Annotated in this window: 17 protein-coding genes; 3 read left to right on the top strand and 14 right to left on the bottom strand. The window is 70.6% G+C overall.

Annotated features, from left to right (window positions below):
• Window positions 1-327, top strand: coding sequence for an ArsR/SmtB family transcription factor (locus tag VSH64_RS43340; RefSeq protein WP_326568524.1), 327 nt, complete (start codon window positions 1-3; stop codon window positions 325-327).
• Window positions 324-833: an SRPBCC domain-containing protein gene (locus VSH64_RS43335; protein WP_326568523.1), complete on the top strand. Its 510-nt coding sequence runs from the start codon at window positions 324-326 to the stop codon at window positions 831-833. The genes VSH64_RS43340 and VSH64_RS43335 overlap by 4 nt, the downstream gene beginning before the upstream one ends.
• Window positions 834-945: 112 nt before the next feature.
• Here VSH64_RS43335 and VSH64_RS43330 read toward each other — a convergent pair whose 3' ends face one another.
• From VSH64_RS43330 to VSH64_RS43275, 12 genes are all read right to left on the bottom strand, one after another.
• Window positions 946-1935 carry an N-acetylglucosamine kinase gene (locus tag VSH64_RS43330; protein WP_326568522.1) on the bottom strand — a complete coding sequence of 330 codons (990 nt, stop codon included), beginning with the start codon at window positions 1933-1935 and terminating at the stop codon, window positions 946-948.
• A complete protein-coding gene (locus VSH64_RS43325; RefSeq protein WP_326568521.1) occupies window positions 1932-3197 on the bottom strand; it encodes a 6-phospho-beta-glucosidase in 1266 nt (421 codons plus the stop codon). The genes VSH64_RS43330 and VSH64_RS43325 overlap by 4 nt, the downstream gene beginning before the upstream one ends.
• Entirely contained in the window at window positions 3194-4084 is an 891-nt protein-coding gene (locus tag VSH64_RS43320; protein ID WP_326568520.1) for a carbohydrate ABC transporter permease, read from the bottom strand. Before VSH64_RS43320 ends, VSH64_RS43325 begins: the two co-directional genes overlap by 4 nt.
• A gap of 70 nt (window positions 4085-4154) precedes the next feature.
• On the bottom strand, window positions 4155-5042 hold the full coding sequence (locus tag VSH64_RS43315) for a carbohydrate ABC transporter permease (RefSeq protein WP_407655714.1): 888 nt from the start codon (window positions 5040-5042) through the stop codon (window positions 4155-4157).
• A 134-nt stretch (window positions 5043-5176) separates the two neighbouring features.
• On the bottom strand, window positions 5177-6553 hold the full coding sequence (locus VSH64_RS43310) for an extracellular solute-binding protein (protein ID WP_326568518.1): 1377 nt from the start codon (window positions 6551-6553) through the stop codon (window positions 5177-5179).
• 20 nt (window positions 6554-6573) lie between these two features.
• On the bottom strand, window positions 6574-7806 hold the full coding sequence (locus tag VSH64_RS43305; RefSeq protein ID WP_326838202.1) for an ROK family transcriptional regulator: 1233 nt from the start codon (window positions 7804-7806) through the stop codon (window positions 6574-6576).
• 405 nt (window positions 7807-8211) lie between these two features.
• Complete coding sequence (gene nudC / locus VSH64_RS43300; RefSeq protein ID WP_326568517.1) at window positions 8212-9225, bottom strand: NAD(+) diphosphatase; 1014 nt, start codon at window positions 9223-9225, stop codon at window positions 8212-8214.
• Window positions 9222-10598, bottom strand: coding sequence for a M16 family metallopeptidase (locus VSH64_RS43295; protein ID WP_326568516.1), 1377 nt, complete (start codon window positions 10596-10598; stop codon window positions 9222-9224). Before VSH64_RS43295 ends, nudC begins: the two co-directional genes overlap by 4 nt.
• A complete protein-coding gene (locus VSH64_RS43290) occupies window positions 10595-11893 on the bottom strand; it encodes a M16 family metallopeptidase (protein ID WP_326568515.1) in 1299 nt (432 codons plus the stop codon). The genes VSH64_RS43295 and VSH64_RS43290 overlap by 4 nt, the downstream gene beginning before the upstream one ends.
• Window positions 11894-11902: 9 nt before the next feature.
• Complete coding sequence (locus VSH64_RS43285; protein WP_326568514.1) at window positions 11903-13477, bottom strand: DUF2207 family protein; 1575 nt, start codon at window positions 13475-13477, stop codon at window positions 11903-11905.
• Window positions 13470-14132, bottom strand: coding sequence for a DUF2207 domain-containing protein (locus VSH64_RS43280; RefSeq protein WP_326568513.1), 663 nt, complete (start codon window positions 14130-14132; stop codon window positions 13470-13472). The genes VSH64_RS43285 and VSH64_RS43280 overlap by 8 nt, the downstream gene beginning before the upstream one ends.
• A gap of 8 nt (window positions 14133-14140) precedes the next feature.
• Window positions 14141-15289 (bottom strand): RDD family protein, encoded by a 1149-nt coding sequence (locus VSH64_RS43275; RefSeq protein WP_407655606.1) that lies wholly within the window; start codon window positions 15287-15289, stop codon window positions 14141-14143.
• Window positions 15290-15438: 149 nt separating this feature from the next.
• On the opposite strand from VSH64_RS43275, the gene VSH64_RS43270 reads away from it, so the two are divergent.
• Window positions 15439-16443, top strand: a complete 1005-nt coding sequence (locus tag VSH64_RS43270) for a stage II sporulation protein M (RefSeq protein ID WP_326568512.1) — start codon at window positions 15439-15441, stop codon at window positions 16441-16443.
• Here VSH64_RS43270 and VSH64_RS43265 read toward each other — a convergent pair.
• Together VSH64_RS43265 and VSH64_RS43260 are read right to left on the bottom strand one after the other, a co-directional pair.
• Window positions 16440-17216: an RICIN domain-containing protein gene (locus VSH64_RS43265; protein WP_326568511.1), complete on the bottom strand. Its 777-nt coding sequence runs from the start codon at window positions 17214-17216 to the stop codon at window positions 16440-16442. The genes VSH64_RS43270 and VSH64_RS43265 overlap by 4 nt on opposite strands.
• Window positions 17217-17298: 82 nt before the next feature.
• The gene (locus tag VSH64_RS43260; protein ID WP_326568510.1) at window positions 17299-18102 is read right to left on the bottom strand and encodes an SGNH/GDSL hydrolase family protein; all 804 of its coding nucleotides are present in this window, start codon (window positions 18100-18102) and stop codon (window positions 17299-17301) included.
• Window positions 18103-18182: the final 80 nt, after the last annotated feature.

Genomic DNA, 18182 nt, shown 5'->3' with positions numbered 1-18182 from the left:
GTGCACGACGACGATCTGGTGTTCAAGGCGCTGGCGGATCCGACCCGCCGGGGCCTGCTGGATCGGTTGTTCGAACACGACGGCCAGACGCTGACGGAGCTGGAGTCCGAAGTGGACATGACCCGGTTCGGGGTCATGAAGCACCTGAAGTTGCTCGAGGAAGCCGGGTTGGTCGTCACGCGCAAGGAGGGGCGGGAGAAGCGGCATTTTCTCAACCCCGTGCCGATCCGCGAGATCCACGACCGGTGGATCGACAAGTACACCGTGCGCCACGTGTCGGCACTGCTGGAGCTGAAGTCCGAACTGGAGAGGGAGCCACCGAAATGAGCGACACCAAGACCGTGCAGGTCAACCGCGTGTACATCAGGGCGACGCCGCAGGAGATCTGGGACGCCATCACGAAGCCGGAGTGGACGCAGAAGTACGGGTACTCCGGGCTGGCCGAGTTCGACCTCAAGACCGGCGGCAAGCACCGCACCAAGCCGACGCAGGAGTTCATCGACGCCGGGTTCACCAGCGACCTGCTCGACGGCGAGGTGCTGGAGTCCGACCCGCCGCGCAAGCTGGTGATCACGTGGAAGCTGCTGATGGACCCGAGCCTGGTCGCCGAGCCCTACACCACGCTCACCTACGACATCGAGGAAACCAAGACCGCGGGCACCAGATTGACCGTGACCCACGACGTGACGAACGCCCCCGGCCACGCGGCGCTGGTGTCGGGGGCGATGGAGAACGTGGACGCCGGCCCGGGCGAGAACGCGGGCGGCGGCTGGGCCTGGGTGCTCTCGGACCTCAAGTCCGTGCTGGAGACCGGCAAGAACATCGTGGGCTGAGACCCGCGCCCCCAGCGCCCCACTGTGGCGTTCGGTGCGTTGAGCGCACCGAACGCCACAGTGGTTGCTTTGAACGCACCCAATGCCGCATGGGGGTGGCTTGAGGGAGGGGTCAGGTGCGTTGGGTGGCGGCCTTGAGGGCGGCCTTCGCCGAGGGGGAGGCGCCCAGCTCGTCGAGGCCGAACAGGGCCGCGCCGACGACCGGGTTCACGTCCACCACGCGCACCACCGCCCGCGGCGCCACCTTCAGGCAGCGCCGCTCGATCTCGGAGATCACCACCGAGCCGACCCCCGTGAGCACTCCCCCGCCGAGCACCACCTCGGGTGCGGCCGTGGTGAGGTCCAGCTTCCGCAGGATCACCGCGGCGAACACGCTCACCTCTTCCACGAACCGGGTCACGACCTGCTGCGCGACCTCGTCGCCGGCGGCGGCGACGGCGAACAGCAGCGGGCACAGGCCGTGGATGCGGGCGGAGTCGATCTCCTTGAAGTGCAGGCCCTGCACCACGTCGAACACCGAATCGGTGCCGAAGAACCCGGCCACGGCGGCCAGCAACGCCGTCGAAGGACCGCGTCCGTCTTCGGCGCGCACGGCCCACCACAGCGCTTCCTCACCGAGGCGGTAGCCGCCGCCCCAGTCGCCGGAGATCTTGCCCAGCGCGGGAAACCGGCGCACGCGCCCGTCCGGGCCCACGCCGGCGCCGTTGATCCCGGCGCCGCACACCACCGCCACGCCCGTGCCGTCGGAGCTGCCGGCGCGCAGCAGCGCGAGCACGTCGTTGCCCACGTGCAGGGTCGAGCTCCAGCCGCGCGCGGACAGCGCGGCGTGCAGCGCCTCCTCCTCCCGCGGGAAGTCGAGCCCGGCGAGGTAGGCCGACGTGTGCACGCCGAACGGCCGCGTGGTCGGCATTCCCGCGGTCGTCAGCGCTTCGAGCACCAGCCCTTCCAGCGCCGCGACACAGCCGTCCACGCCGATGTTCTGCGGCGAGGCGCCGGGGCCGCGCGATTCGGCGAGCACGCCGCCCTCGCGCGACACCACGAGCACCTCGGTCTTGCTGTTCCCCCCGTCGATCGCGATGACCGCGGGCCCGGCTTCGCTCATCCGCGGGCCCACGGCAGGAAATCGCGGTTGATCGACACGAGGGAATCCGCCAGCTGGTCGGCCTTGGAGTACTGGCCGATGAGTGGGTGGGCCAGCAGCGCGTCGGCCACGCGGTCGCGCCCGCCCTTCACCGCGGCCTCCAAAGCGAGGTGCTCGTACGCGGTCACCGCGGCGATGAGCCCGGAGAACCGCGGCTCCACCGCCTGCTGCGGAATCGCGCGCGCGCCGTTCGAGTCCACAGTGGAGGACACCTCGATCACGGCGTCGTCGGGCAGGAAGGAGAACGTGCCGTCGTTGCGCACGTTCACCACGTGCTCCTCGGGCGGCCCGCCGGCCGTGAGCGCGTGCACGAGCTGCACCGCTGCTTCCGAGTAGTACGCGCCGCCGCGCTTCTCCAGCGACTCCGGCTTGGTGACCTGCTCCGGGTCGAGGTAGATCTTGAGCAGCTCCTCCTCGACGTCGCTCACCACCTCGGCGCGCGGGCGTTCCGTGAGCTGCTTGGCCACCTGCGCGTCGTGCGAGTAGTAGTACTTCAGGTAGTACGACGGCACGGCGTTCATCCGGCGCATCCACTCCACGGGCGCGGTCACCTCTTCGCCCAGGAACTCCGCGTGCTTCTCCAGCAGCTCGGGCAGCCGGTCGACGCCGTCGACGAGCACCCCGCGCTCCCAGCTCAGGTGGTTGAGCCCGGTGTGCACGAGCCGCACGTCGCCGGTCGAGGCACCGAGCAGCTTCGCGAACTTGCGCTGCAGGTTGATCGCGACGTTGCACAGCCCGACCGCGCGGTGGCCCTCCTGCAGCAGCGCCCGCGTGACGATGCCGACGGGGTTCGTGAAGTTCACGATCCACGTGTCGTCGCCGGCGACCTTGCGCACGCGCTCGGCGATGTCGAGCACCACCGGCACCGTGCGCAGGGCCTTCGCGAGGCCGCCCGCACCCGTGGTCTCCTGGCCGAGACAGCCGCACGCGTGCGGGAACGTCTCGTCCGACGCGCGCGCCTTCTGCCCGCCGACCCGCAGCTGGATGAGCACGGCCGAAGCGCCCTCGACCCCTTCTTCGAGGTTCGCGGTGGTGCGCACGCGAGCCGGGTGGCCCGCGTGGTCGAGCAGCCGCTGGCTGAAGTCCCCGACGGTTCCCACGCGGTAGGCGTCGGGGTCGATCAGCACGATCTCGTCGACGTCCAAGGTGGACCTGCGCCCGGCGATGCCGTCGACCAGCTCCGGCGTGTAGGTGGACCCGCCACCGACGACTGCCAGCTTCATCCCTTGACTCCCGTGAACGTGATGCCCTTGACGAACGACTTCTGCGCGAACACGAACAGCACGATCACCGGCGCCATGATCAGCGCCGTGGCGGCCATCGTGAGGTTCCACTCCACGTGGTGCATGCCGCGGAACGAGGCGATGGCCAGCGAAAGCGGCCAGTGCTCCTGGTTCTCACCGGTGTAGAGCAGCGGTCCGAAGTAGTCGTTCCAGGTGAACAGGAAACAGAACATCGCGGTGGCCGCGATCCCGGGCCGGGCCATCGGCAGCAGCACCCGGGTCATGGCCCGGAACTCGTTGCAGCCGTCGATCTTCGCGGCTTCCAGGTAGTCCTTCGGAATGGTGAGGAAGAACTGCCGCAGCAGGAAGATCGAGAACGCGTCGAAGAAGAAGTACGGCACGATCAGCGGCACCAGCGTGCCGGTGAGGCCCATCCGCACCCACAGGTCGTACAGCGGCACGACCGTGACCTGCGGCGGCAGCATCATCGCGGCCACCGTGAGCATGAAGAACAGGTTCTGCCCACGCCACTTCAGCTTCGCGAGCCCGTAGGCCGCCGGGATGGCCGACACGAGCGCGCCGACCGTGGCCAGCGCCGAGTACAGCAGGCTGTTGCCGAAGTACTCCAGCAGCGGCGCTTTCTTGAACACCTCGACGAAGTTCTCGAAGTGCCATTCCGTGGGCCACAGGCTCGACGTCATCGCCTGGTCGCTCTTCATCACCGCGGTGAGGAACACGAACAGCAGCGGCAAGGTGAAGATCACGCCGAGCGCGATGCCGATGGCGTGCGTCGCGATGAAGCCGAGGCGCTTGTCCCACTGGCGATTGAACTGCACGCGGGGCGGGACCGGCGCGGGTTTCGTGGCGGGTGCCGAGATCGTCGTCATGTCCCCACTCCGTCCATGCGGGACACCCGCACCCGATCGGGGCCATGAACAGGCTGGCGCAAGGGTATCTTCATGTCCCCTCCTCCTGATGCTGGGATTTACGCAACTGCCGCACGAGCACCCAGGTGAACGCCGCGGAAACGATGAACAGCAGCACGGCCATCGCCGCCGCGTAACCCATGTTGAAGTAGCGGAAACCCTGCACGTACAACCAGATCGGATACGTCAGTGTCGAGTTCTCCGGCGCGCCGATGAGTTTCGAGTTGCCGGCCACGTCCGCGGTCCCCGCCGAAGCGGACGACGCGACGATGGCCTGGGTGAAGAACTGCAGCGCGTAGATCATCGAGTTGACCACGCCGAACAGCAGCACCGGCGAGATCGTGGGCAGCGTGACGTGCCAGAACTTGCGGACCGCGCCGGCGCCGTCGAGCTCGGCCGCCTCGTACTGCTCGGTCGGCACGTCGAGCAGCGCGGCCAGGATGATGATCATCAGCTCGCCCGAGCCCCACAGCGCCAGCAGGGTGAGCGACGGCTTCGACATCACCGGGCTGTTGAACCACAGGCCGCCGTCGATGCCGATGAGGTGCAGGAACCGGTTCACCGGGCCGAACTGCGGGTTGAACACGAACACGAACGCGAGCGTCGCCGCGGCCGGCGGGGCGAGCGTGGGCAGGTAGCACAGCGTGCGCACCAGGCCGACGCCGGACTTCAGCCGTGAGATCACCGACGCGACGCCGAGCGAGAACGCCACCCGGCAGATGGTCAGGATGATCACGAGCCACAACGTGTTGTACGCGGCGGTTTTCACCAGCGGCTCGCTGGTGAACATGCGCACGTAGTTGTCGAACCCGATCCACTGTGGAGGGTTGATCAGGTCGTAGCGGGTGAAGGAGTAGTACACGGTGGCGATGAGCGGGTACCCGAAGAAGATCAGGAACCCCAGCGTCGCCGGCGCCATGAAGTAGAACACCGTGCGACGGCGCTTGGCCCGGCGGGACCCCGCCCGCGCCTTTTCGGGCACGGACGGGGTTTTCGGCTCGGAGAGTACCGGCGGCGAGGTGCTTTTTACCGCCGAGGCGCCATCAGACAGAGTCATCCGCCCGATCCTTTTTGCGCCAGCTCGTCATTCACCTGGGCGTCGACCTGCTTGAGGCCGGCGTCGAGGTCGGGCACCGAACCGGCCTGCCACTTCTCGGCGAAGTCGTTCACGGCCTTGAGGAAGGCGTCACCGATCGGCGTCGACGGGTTGGCGACCAGCTTGCCGCTGCCGTAGATGTCGAGGAAGGTCTTGAACTGCGGCGGCACGTCAAGCTTCGGTGAGGACAGCGAAGCCGTGGTGCTGGGCACGTTCTTGAGGCCGTTGGCCATGTCCACGAGCGTGTCGGTGTCGAGCGCGACCTGCTTGATCAGCTCCCACGCGGCGCCGGGGTTCTTGGCGCCCTTGGGGATCGCGATGATCGTGCCGGTGGCGAACCCGGCGCCGTAGTGGTCGGCCATGCTGTCGAGCACCGGCGCGGGCGCGGTGGCGTAGTTCAGCGTCGGGGTCTGGTCCTTGATGAACGCGGTGCGGAACTCACCGTCGTACATCATGGCCAGCTTGCCCTTCTGGAAGCCGTTGTCGGCGGAGTACTCGTCGCCGAGGCCGGCCTTGAACTTCTCGACCTTGTCGTGGCCGCCGTAGAAGTCGATGAGCTTCTTCTGGAACTCGAACATCGCCTTCCAGCCGGGGCTGGATTCCAAAGAGGACTTGCCGTCGGGGCCGATGAACTGCGCGCCGAAGTTCGGGGCCCAGTACTGCGCCTGGTTGGCGTAGAACGGCATCGACGGGATGAAGCCCATGGTCTTGATGGACCCGTCGGCGTTGAACTCGGTGAGCTTCTTCGCGTCTTCGAACAGCTCGGTCGTGGTCTTCGGCGGCGCGGAGATGCCGTGCGCCGCGAACATGTCCTTGTTGTAGTACAGGCCGTAGACGTCGGCGAGCATCGGCAGGGCGCAGCGCTTGCCCTGGTACGACGTGTAGTCACGCACCGCCTGGGGGATCTGGTTCACGTCGATCTTGTCGCGGTCCAGGTAGGGCTTGAGGTCCTGGAAGCTGCCGGTGGAGCACCACGCGCCCAGGTTGTCGGTGTAGAAGGAGATCGCCACGTCGGGCGGGTTGCCGCCGCGGATCGACTGCGTGAGCTTGTCGTCGTCCTGGTTGCCCTCGTGGTTGATGGTGATGTTGGGGTACTTGGCCTTCAACTTGTTCAGCGCGGCCGTGACCACTCCGTACTCACGGTCGGTGAACTTGCTGTAGACCGTGAGGGTGAGCTTGTCGTCCTTGTTCGGCGGCGCGGCGGCGTCGCCCGAGCCGCTCGGCGCGGCCGCGCCGCACGCCGCGGTGGCCAGCAACGTCGCGGCGGCCGCGACGGACAGCAGCAGAGAGCCACGCCTTCGCGCGATCCTCCGGATGCGGGTCGTGGGGGCCATGGCCCTCCTCCTCATGGTGGTTACTCGGTCGGGGACGGGGTGGCGCTCGGGAGTGCCGTGCGTGGCGCTCCCCCCGCTGGCCGGCTCGGCCCGCGGAGCGTGGGGGTGACGACGCCGAAGACGTCTTCACGGGCGGTGGCGAGGGCGGACTGCAACGCACCCGCGCGCACGGCGTTGCCCTGCACCGAAGCGAGCTTCACGGGGGTGCGGGGCAGGACCAGTTCGTGGAGTTTTCGGCCGACTCTCGCGGCGAATTCCTCGCCGCCGGCCCGGCTGGTTTCGCCGGAGAGCAGGATGAGCTGCGGGTCGGCGACGGCGACGAGGCTCGCCAGACCGCCGGCCACGCGGCGCGCGAGGTCGTCGAGGAAGGGTTGGTGTTCCGGGCTTTTCGCGTTCTTCACGGCCTCGGGCCCGGTCTCGGCTTGGAGACCGTGCGCCCGCGCGAGCCGCGCGATGGCCGGCGAGTCGACCAGGTTGCCGAACCGCGCGCCGGCCTCGGGCCAGCGGTCGCCGGTGTCCACAGTGGCCGGATCGGGCACTCGCATCCAGTCGATCTCGCCGCCCCCGCCGGTCGCGCCACGCAACAGCCGCCGCCCGATCACCACGGCGCCACCGACGCCTTCCGAGAGCCACACCATCACGAAGTCGTCGACGTCCTGCGCGTTGCCGACCGTCATCTCCTCGACGGCCACGAGGTTCACGTCGTTCTCGATGGTCACCGCGATGCCGAGCTCTTCACTCAGCTTCTGCGGCACGTCGAACCCGAGCCAGCCGGGAATGTGCGGCGCGGACGAGAGCAGCCCCGTGCGCGGGTCGAACGCGCCCTGCGCGCCGATCACCACGTTCGCCAGGTCGTCGAGTCGCAGGCCCGCTTTTTTGGTCACGTGCTTGAGCGCCTTGCCGAACGTGCCGATCACATCGGCGCCCTCGTGCACCGGCAGCTCCACCTGGTACTCGGCGCTCACGGTGCCCGCCACGTCCGCGATCACGAAATCCGCCACGTGCGGCGTGAGGTCCACAGCGGCGACGTGCGCCAGGCTGCCGTTCACGGCCCACAGCTGCGCCCGCGGCCCGCGCCCACCACCCGCGCGCTCGCCGGCCTTGCCCACCACGTTGTCCTGCTCCAGCCGCGTGAGCAGCTGCGCCGTGGCCGGCTTCGACAGCCCGATCACGACCTCGAGCTCCGCCCTGGTCAACGGCCCGCCCCGCAACAACGCCTCGATCGCCGCGCGATCATTGATCTCGCGCAACATCCTCGGGCTACCGGCGCGCACTGCGACCCCTTAATTAGGATACTTTACAGACGGTTTCGGGCGACTGTAGTGAGCGGGGCCACACCACGTCAATGGTCATCCGGAACGAGCGGGTAACACTTCGGGTCGGGAAGGTTTCGGGCGCGGCGGTGGGTGACTGATCGGGTGCTCAGCGTGCGCAGTTGCTGGATTGGTCGAACCACATCTCGGCTTGGCACTGCTGCGGGTGGTCAAGGTGCGCGATTGCCGGACCGGACGAACCACATGCCGGCTTGGCTGCGAGGTTGAGGTGGCTGCGGCGAACGCCGGAAGGTTCGCGCAAGGTGCCAGCGTCCCACCTCGGAAACGACAAAGGCCCTCCCCGGCTGACCAGCCGGGAAGGGCCTTCCGAAGCAAAGCCGCGGGTTACTCCTCCGCGTCAGCCCACGCCTTCAGCATCACGCGGGCGATCGACGAGTTCCCCGGCAGAATCATCTCCCGCGTGCCCCCCGCGATGGGGGTGGGCACCGGAACCCCGGCGTCGCTGGAAAGGAACGCAGCGCGGACCTCCGCACGAGACGCCCACAGGGCTTCTTCGATCTCACCATCAGCGGGAACCAGCGGCAGAGACCGGTCCGCGCGGGCGGTGAAGCCCAGCATGATCGAGCGCGGGAACGGCCACGGCTGGCTGCCCAGGTAGCGGATGTCGGAAACCGTCGCGCCCGCCTCTTCGCGGATTTCGCGGGAGACGCAGCCCTCCAGGGACTCGCCGGCCTCGACGAAGCCGGCGAGCACGGAGTAGCGGCCCGGGGGCCAGACGGGCTGGCGGGCGAGCAGCACGTGGGAGCCGTTGACGCCGTCCTGATCATGGACCAGGCAGATCACGGCCGGGTCGGTGCGGGGGTACTCCTCGTGGCCCTTGGCCTCGCACTTGCTGGCCCAGCCGAACTGGATCAGGTTCGTGGGTGAGCCGTCGCGGGTGCAGAAGCGGGACTGGCGGCGCCAGTGGCGCAGGGCGACCGCGGTGGTGAACAGGCCGGCCGAGGTGTCGTCGAGCTGGTCGCCGTAGCCGCGCAGTTCGACCCAGATCTCGCCGTCGACGCGGGGCACCTCTTCGACCACGCCCCAGCTGCCGGCCATCTTCACGGTGTCCGTGTCGCCCTCGGGGCGGCCCGGCAGGGACCAGAAGTCGGTGTCTTCCCACTCGCCGAGGAACACCGCGTCGGCCGGGGGTTCGGTGCCGAAGTCGATGGCCTTGCGGGCGGCCAGCGTGGAGCTGCCCTCGGCCACCGGCGTGCGACCGGTGTCGTCGAGCAGCACCACGCGGGCTTCGGACCACTTCGAAACCAGGCGTTCCGGGTTGGTGCGCAACGTCTCCTGACGGTCCACAGTGGACCTGGACAGGGTCGGCAGCGACTCCAGGGAGAACGGGACCGTCATTCGGAACCGACCGTCACGTCGCCGAGGGCGGTGAGCTTCGGCGCGAGCAGTTCCGCGTCGCCGACCACCACGCCGGTGAAGCGCTTCGGTGCGAAGTACTCCAGGGCCGCCTCGGCCACCTGCTCACCCGTGACGGCCGCGAGCCGCGCCGGGTGTTCCTGCAGCCATTCCACGCCGAGGCCGGTGGTCGCCAGCGCCATGATCTGCCCGGCGAGCCCCGACTGCGACGACGTGGAGGTGAGCAGCGAACCGATCGCGTACTGGCGCACCGACTCCACCTCCTCGGCCGTCGGCGGCACGAGCCCGAGGCGCGCCAGCTCGTAGCGCGTTTCGAGCAGCGCGGCGGCGGTGACCTCGTTGGCCGTGTCGGCGTCGACGTTCACCACCGCGTTCTCGCCGGTGAACTCGAACCCCGAGTGGGCGCCGTAGGTGTACCCCTTGTCCTCACGGATGTTCTCCACCAGGCGCGAGGAGAAGTACCCGCCGAAGGCCAGGTTCGCCAGCTGCAGCGCCGCGTAGTCCGGGTGCGTGCGCGCCACCGTCTGCGCCGAGAGCCGGATCTGCGACTGCACGGCGCCGGCGCGCGGCACCAGCAACACGTTGCCACCGGTCAGCTCCGGCAGCGGCGGCAGCACGAGCGCCGAACGGTCCGAGGCCCAGCCACCGAGCGCACGCTCGAGCTCGGCCGGCACGGTGTCGGGGTCGATGTCGCCCACGATCACCAGCACGGAACCCCGCGGCAGCACCGAAGCCGCGTGCAGCGCCCGCACCTGCTCCGGCGTCACCACCGCGACGTCGTCGGCCTGCGGCACCTCGCGCGTGACCGGGTGGTCGCCGTAGCGCTGCTTCTGCAACGCCTCCCGCGCGATCGTGCGCGGCTGCGTGCGCGAAACGGCGATGCGCTCGATCAGCCGCTCGCGCTCGCGGGCCACCTCGGCGTCGGCGTAGGTGGCGCCGGTGAGCACGTCGCCGAGCACGTCGAGCAGCGTCGGCAGGCCCTCGGCCAGCGCGGAACCGTTGAGGTAGAGCCGTTCCGGGTCCACGCCCGCGCCGAGGTCACCACCGATCAACGCCAGCTCGGCGTCGATCTCCACGCGGTCGCGCTTGGCGGTGCCGGTGATCAGCGTTTCGGCCAGCACCTCCGCGGTGGCCGGGTGCAGCGCGTCCTCCCCCGCGAACGGGATCCACAGCCGTACCTCCACCAGCGGCACCGTCGCCTTGCGCACGGCCAGCACGCGCAGGCCGTTGCTCAGCGTCGTGTCCACATGGGACAGCTCGGTGGCGGCGCGCTGCTCGCCCAGCTCGGGCAGCGGACGCGGGCCGGTCGACGTGCGGCCGATCTCCTGCGCGCTGCGATGCGTTGCCGAAGTCACTGCTCTTCGATCCCTTCGGTGTTGGCGGCGGGCTTCACCACGAGCACGGCGCGCGCGTCGGGGCGCAGCGCCTTCGCGGCGGCCGAAACGGCTTCGCCGGTGACCGCCGACATGCGGTCGGCCAGCCGGTGCACCAGCGACGCGTCGCCGTAGAGCAGCTCGAACGCGCCCAGCGCCAGCGTGCGGGACACGAGCCGGTCGTGCTCCGAGTGCAGGCTCGCGGCCCAGCGTGCGGTGACCTTCTTCAGTTCCTGGGCGTCGGGCGGCGTGGCGGCGAGCTCGTCGAGCACCTCGTCGAGCGCGGCCAGCACGCGTTCGCGCGCGACGTCCGGCGGGTGGATCGCGGTGATCGTGAACGTGTCGGGGTCACGCGCCTCGAACGGCCCGAACAGCCCGGCGCCGGCGCCGATGTCGACCACCAGCGGCTCGCGGTGCACCAGGCGCTGCTGCAGGCGCGAACCGTCACCGTCGGTGAGAACGCCGGCCAGCACGAGGTACGCGAGGTAACCGTCGAGGTCGTTGATCGGGTCGGGCATGCGGTAGCCCACGGCGATCGCGGGCAGCGGCGCGTGCGGGTCTTCGTGCTCGCCCTGCAGCTCCGTGGTCGGCAGCGGCTCGGCGAACGACGGACGGACCGGCGCGGGCCGGTGCGGCACGTCGCCGAAGTGCTTCTCGATGAGCGCCTTCGCGTTCGCCACCTCGAAATCGCCGGCCACGGTGAGCACCGCGTTGGCCGGCGAGTAGTAGGTGTCGAAGAACGCGGCGCAGTCGTCGAGAGTCGCCCCTTCGAGGTCCTCGAAGGCGCCGTAACCGTCATGGGCGTTGGCGAACGTGGAGTACAGCACCGGCGGCAGCAGGATCCAGGGGAAGCCGCCGTACGGGCGGTTGCGCACGTTGAGGCGGATCTCCTCCTTGACGACCTCGATCTGGTTCGCCAGGTTCTCCGCGGTCAGCTTCGGCGCCCGCATCCGGTCGGCTTCGAGGAACAGCGCGCGCTCGAGGGCCGCCGAGGGCAGCACCTCGTAGTAGTCGGTGTAGTCGGGGTGCGTGGACCCGTTGAAGGTCCCGCCGCTCGACTGCACGTGGCGGAAGTGTGCCAGCTTCTCCAGGCTTTCACTGCCCTGGAACATCAAGTGCTCGAAGAGGTGCGCGAAACCCGTCAACCCCTCCGGCTCGGAACGGAAGCCCACGTCGTAGTGCACGCTGACCCCGACAACAGGCGCGGTCGGGTCCGGGGCGAGCACCACGCGCAGACCGTTGTCAATCGTGAAACGGACGAGCTCGGGATCGGCCATGCCCCCACCCTACGCAGAGGAGCGCACCCTCGGTCCGGCTGGTGGCACCGCTCCCGGCAAGTCGCGCGGCTTCGTGGTCGCGGCGCCGAGCGCGGCGAGGAAAGCGCCGGTCCGGGCCGGTGTGGCGGGGGCGCCCAGCCAGTACGCCTGAAGCGAACAATCCGGGGCCGCGAGCGCGCTCAGCCACCGGTCGGTTTCGCCGAGCGCGAGGGCGTACGGCAGCGCGCGCGAGAAGGTCAGGTCGGTGACTTCCGCCGGCTGCGTGAGCTCGGCCCGCAGGCCCAGGACCTGGTCGCGCAGCAGACTGCCGCTCGCCGTACGCGCCGGCAGCCACTGCCCGAACAGCGCGAGCGCGGCGCCGAGCGCGACCACGACGAGGCCGAGCTGCGCGTAGCCGACGGTGAAGGCCAGCAGCGCGGTGAGGAAAACGCCGTAGCCGCAGAGCCGCCCGGCGAGTTTGGCCAGCCGCGCCGGCCACGGCGAGAGCCAGCCGCGGCGGACGACGGCGGTGCGCAGTTCGTCCCGGATGTCCGGCGCGATCGCGGACAGTCGTGCGGATTCACCGGGCACGGCGGTTTCGTAGACCGTCCGTTCGAAGGCCGTGAGGTACTCGTCGGGCGGGTTGCGGCGGTGCAGCGTCCACCCGGCGGTGTCGGACTCCTCAGTCACCCAGAGGTAGTTGCGCACGCAGAGGTCGAGCACGGTGGCGGCCACGTCGAGGCGGTCGCTGCGGCCGGTGAGCAACGAGCCGAGGTGGCCCGGCAGCACGCCCTGCGGTGAGGAGAACTGACCGTCGGCGTCCAGGCGCACGGGCAGCGCGGCCGCCCGGTCGCGACGGCGGAGCAGCACCAGCGTGGCGAGGCCGGCCACGAGCAGCACGGCGAAGGCGAGCCACGCGGCCAGCACCGGCGTGGTCACGAGGAAGGCGCCGGCCACGGAGCTCGCGGGCACCAGGTCCTCGGTGGCGGGCACGGTTCCGGCCGGCAGCTCGGCGGTGAGCTCGACCCGGTCGCCCGGCGCGAGCTTCGACACCGACACGCGCGTGAGCCCCGAGTGGTCGAGCTGCGCGGCGGCGCACAGGGTCGTGGACCCCGGCGGGCCGGCGAGGCAGGTCACGGCGTCGGGCAGGTTCGGCGCGGCGAAGGTGGCGCGCAGCAGTTCGAGGCGGGTGTCCCAGCCGCCGGCGAGGTCCCACGTCGCGTTCTCGACGCCCAGGCTCTGCCCCACCACACCGTCGACGGTGTAGCGCACGACCGAAGTGCCGCCGCGCAGGTCGAACACCACCTGGTCGCCGGTGAAGTCGGCGCTGCCGCTGCCTTCGATGCTCACGTCCCGGACCTTGAGCACGCGGTCGTGGGCGGCGTCGGCCGACGTGCGCAGCCCGAGCGTGCGGGTCATCGTGGTGCCGGACGGCACGGACACGGCTTCGGTCACCGACAGGCTGCCGTCGCGCTGGAGCTTGAGCGTGACCTCGGCGCTCTGCGGCAGGGCGGGCAGGTCCTGCGCGGACGCCGGGGTGGCCAGCACCAGCAGCAGCGGGATCGCGCCGAGCGCGGCGAGCATCCGCTTGACCACCCTAGGCACGGGCGAGCACCCGCTGCCGGGTTTCGCGCCGCCGGTGCCGCCAGGTCGCCGCGGCGCCGGCCAGCAGCACGAGCAGCGCGACGAGCGGGATGCCCGGGCCGGCGAAGAACGCTTTGACCGGCGCGGTGGCCACCGTCTTCGCCGTGGCGGCCAGCGCACCGGTCGGCACCTGCACCACGAGGTCGACGCGGTCGCCGCGGCGCAAGCCGTCCTGCTCGGCCCGGGCCGTGCCGCCGCTGCCGAGCTCGGAGAACGTGCAGTGCCGAGCCGACCCGACGGCGCCGGCGTAGCAGTCCACTGTGGAGATTCCCGGCGCGGCGAGGGTGGCGGTGAGCGTGGTGAGGTCCTGGTCCCAGCCGCCGGTCACGGGCCAGCGAACCAGGCCGCCGTCGGCGACGGAACCGTCCACTGTGTACGAGAGGGTGGCGGGACCGGAGTAGGTGACCTGCAGGGCGTCGGGCTCCTGGTTCACGTGTCCAGCGCCGGTGAGGCGGGCGTCGCGGACGGTGTAGACGCGCTCCTCATCGGCCGACACAGGCACGCGCAAGGCGATCCGGTGGGTGGCGGGGCCGGTCACGTGTTCGGTGACGGTGATCGAGCCGTCGGCGTGGACTGTCGCGTCCGTGGTGACGGCGACGGCGAGTTCGGTCAGCACAGACGCGCTCAGCTCGGCGGGGTGAAGGGGTTTTCCGGCTCCGGCGGCGCGGGCGGCTGGTCCGGCGGGAACCGGGGCGACGGTTCGGCCGGCGGAACCGGAACCGGTTGGGCCTGCGGGACCGGCTGCTGCTGCGTGGGCTGGAACTGCGGCGGTGGCACCATCGCCGGGACGGCCGGGACCGGCTGCTGCTGAACCGCGCCCTGCTGCTGGAACTGCTGCGGACCGGTCGCCGGGTACTGTTGCGGCTCGATCTGCTGCGGTCCGGTCGCCTGGTACTGCGGCGCCGGCTGCTGCACCACCGTCGACGGCTCCGGCTGGTACGACTGCCCCGCCGGGTACGGCTGCCCCGGCGCCGCGTACGACGGCTGCGCCGGCGGCGGCCCCGCGTACACCTGCTGCGCCAACCGCGCCTGGTCGCGATTGCGGCGTTCGGCCAGCACGGCCGAGAGGAACACCCAGGCCGGCATCCCGTACGGCACCGCGACCCCGATCGCGTGTGCCGTCTGGTCCGCGAGCCCGTTGCCGAGCGCGTGCGCGGCGTCGGGGCGCAGGTCGTGGAAGCGGTTCAGGAACTGGCGGGAGGCCAGGGCCAGCTCGTCGGGCAGGCGGCTGAGGTCGAGCTGCGCGGCCCAGCCCTCGAGGCCCGGCGGCATCATCACGTACGCCTGCGCGGTGGCCGGCACGCGTTCGCGGATCACCAGCGTGCCCGCGAGGTAGTCGCCCACGCGGCGGCCGTTCGAGGAGCTCAGCGACACGATCACGGCCACCGCGCCCAGGAACCCCAGCGCCCAGAAGTCGACGAAGAAGCCCGCCAGCGCTCGGGTGAGGGCGTGGCGGAAGCGGATCGGGCCACCGTCGAGCCGCACCACCCGCAGGCCGACCGCCATCTTGCCGAGCGACCGGCCGCGGCTGAGCGTCTCGAACAGCACCGGGTAGCCGACCACGATCAGCACGAACACCGACAGCAGCAGCGCGACGGACAGCGCCGGGTCGAGGTCGGACGAGGTGACGGCCACGGTGATCACGACGATCAGCAGGAGCACACCCTGCACCAGCACGTCGAGCAGCATCGCGAGACCACGGCTGGCGAGCTTGGCCACCCGGAGGTCGAGGACCACGGCCTCACCGGTGACGAGATCGGACTCTTCCTGCACCGGGCCAGCCTAGTTGCCGATCGGGCCGAATGGAGGCCGATATCCGAGCGAGCGCAGCCGCCAAGTCGCCACGGTCCCGCCGTGGCGTCGGCCCGATCGGCCACAGCCGGCGCGGTGCGCCCTAGGCTGGTGTTCCAGGAGGTGATCCGGTGGACGTCGACGTCTTCGTCACGGCGCACAGCGCGGAGTGGAACCGGCTCGGCGAGCTCGTGCGGCAGCGCCGGCTTTCCGGGGCCGAGGCCGACGAGCTCGTGACGCTGTACCAGCGCGCCGCGACCCACCTGTCGATCATCCGCTCGACCGCCCCCGACCCGGCGCTGCTGGCCCGGCTTTCGGCGCTGGTCGCGCGCGGCCGCTCGGCCGTCACGGGCTCGCACAGCCCTGCGTGGCGTGAGGTCGGGCTGTTCTTCACCCGCCGCTTCCCGGCCGCGGTGTACCTCAGCCGGCGCTGGTGGATCCCCGCCGCGCTGGCCTCGGTGGTCGTGATGGCCGTGCTCGGCGTGTGGATCGCGAGCGACGCGTCGGTGCGCTCGGCGCTGATCTCCCCCGACGAGATCAAGGCCATGACCGCGCCCGGCGGCCAGTACGAGACGTACTACTCCACCGGCCCGGCCGGCTCGTTCGCCGCGAAGGTGTGGACGAACAACGCCTGGGTGGCCGCGACGTGCCTGTTCCTCGGAGTCGTGCTCGGCCTGCCGGTGATCAGCGCGCTGTGGCTCAACTCGCTCAACGCCGGCATCGCCATCGGCCTGATGTCCTCGGCCGGGCGCGGCGACGTGCTGCTCGGCCTGCTCCTGCCCCACGGCCTGCTCGAACTCACCGCCGTGTTCATCGCCGCCGGCACCGGCCTGAAGCTCGGCTGGACCGTGATCGACCCCGGCCGCCGCTCGCGCAGCGCCGCGCTGGCCGAGCAGGGCCGGTCGGTGGTGGTGATCGCGCTGGGCCTGGTGTGCGTGCTGCTGGTGTCGGGCGTGATCGAGGCGTTCGTGACGCCGTCGGGCTGGCCCACGTGGGCGCGCATCGGCATCGGCGCCGTGGTCGAGCTGCTGTTCCTCACCTACGTGTTCACGCTCGGCCGCCGCGCGGCGAAGGCGGGCGAGGTCGGCGACCTCGACCGGCGCTACACCGGCGACGCGCTACCGGAAGCGGGCTAGCACAGGCAGCTGCCCTCGAAGGCGATCGAGTTGCCGTCGTCGAGGGTGGCGCTGCCGGTGAAGCGGATGTCGAACTCGCCGGGGTCGGTGAGCACGAGCTTGGGGCTGGTGGCCGAGCCGTCGGGGCCGGTCTTGGCCGCCGCGGTCTCCTTGCCGCCCTCGAACACGAGCACGTTCTGCGCGCGGGCGGCGTGCACGTAGAAGGTCACGGGCACGTCGGGCGCGGGCTGGCCGTTGTCCCCGATCACGCGCACCACGAACGGCGCCGCCGGGTCCTTCGTGGCGAGGTGCTGGCCGTTGCCGCCCAGGATCGCGAGGGTGCGCCCGCCCGCGGCCCACGCGTTGGCCAGGCCCGGCAGTGAACAGACTTCCTGGTACAGCCGCGCGCCGGGCGTGGGCGCTTCGGCCGTGAGACAACGCGCGGTGGCGACGCTGGCGATCGTGACCAGCCCCGGGTTCCCGGCGACGCGGCGCCACTGTTGCTTGTGGTCCCCGTCGGCGCAGGCGGCCAGCAGCACACCCACGCCGTCGACCGGGCTCTGCGCGGCGAGGCACTGTCCACTCGCGACATTGCGGTAGTGCAACGACGCCTTGTCGTACGTCCAGGCCGCACCCGGGTCTTTCGCATCGGCCAGCTGCACCTTGCCGCCGGTGGCGGCGAGCGATACGCCGCCACCACCGTCGGCCAGGTACACCGGCGCGCCGTCGGCCGCGTACGCGACCCCAGCGGACCCGATCACCAGCAGCACCACCAAGAACAGCAACCGACGCACGCGGGCACTCCCCCTCAGCCGAAGTTCCCCTCCGGCTTAACAGCCCCGATCCCGGCAGGCCAAGGGAAGCCACTCGATAGTGCTAGACCCGCGCCTCGACCGCTTTCGCGAGCACGCCGTAGCCGGCGGTGTTCGGGTGGATGTTCGGGCCCACCGGCGCGGGCGCGCACATGAACGTGAGCGAGCAGATGGCGGCCACGTTCACCGGCACCTCGGCGCCGCTGAAGTCCGTGGTGTGGAAGGCCGTCTCGACGTCGGCCACGGGCACGCGGGCCTGCGTGTACACCCCGCCGAGCACCGCGTTCACCTGCTGCAGCAGCTGCACCGACTGGCGCGCGAGGTCCTGTCCGGCCGGGCCCTGCAGGAACGAGGCGAGGAACGGGTCGTAGAGGTTCAGTCCCACGATCTTCGCGTGCGGATCGGCCTGGTGCAAGCGGCTCACGAGCACCGGCAGATCCGTCTGGATCGCACCGATGCCCTGCTGCACGCAGGCGAGGTCGATGCCGGTGGCGGACGCGCAGTCCTCGACGTTGGTCGCGCCGATCACGAGCGTCACCAGCTTCGTGTGGCCGCGGTGCGCCTTGAGGAACTGCTCGGCCGCGCTGATCTGCGAGGTCGCGCCGTGGCAGGTGCCGCCGGCGAGCATCGACGACGTCGTCTCGTCCGGGCAGCCCAGCTCGGTGAGCCGAAGGCCCTGGTGCCGCGCCACGACCGGGTCGAACCCCTGGTTCGTCGGCCGGCCGACACCGGCCGCGTCCGGCTGGAACCCGACCGCCAGCGAATCCCCCAGCGACAGGTAGTTCTCGGGCTGCGGGCACGCCGACGCCGTGCCCGCCACCGAAACGAATGCCGCGACGACGGCCGCCGCGATCCACCACTTTCTCATTTTTCTCCCCTGCCTCAACGATTTTCCGCGAGGCTAGCCACGCGGAAGACCGCGCTGCCGGGGCTGGAGTCCGAACGGGA

This window comes from Amycolatopsis rhabdoformis, from assembly GCF_035918295.1.
GTDB lineage: Bacteria > Actinomycetota > Actinomycetes > Mycobacteriales > Pseudonocardiaceae > Amycolatopsis > Amycolatopsis rhabdoformis.
The sequence above is the reverse complement of the archived record's forward strand: the minus strand, read 5'-3'. Positions and strand labels throughout refer to the sequence as shown.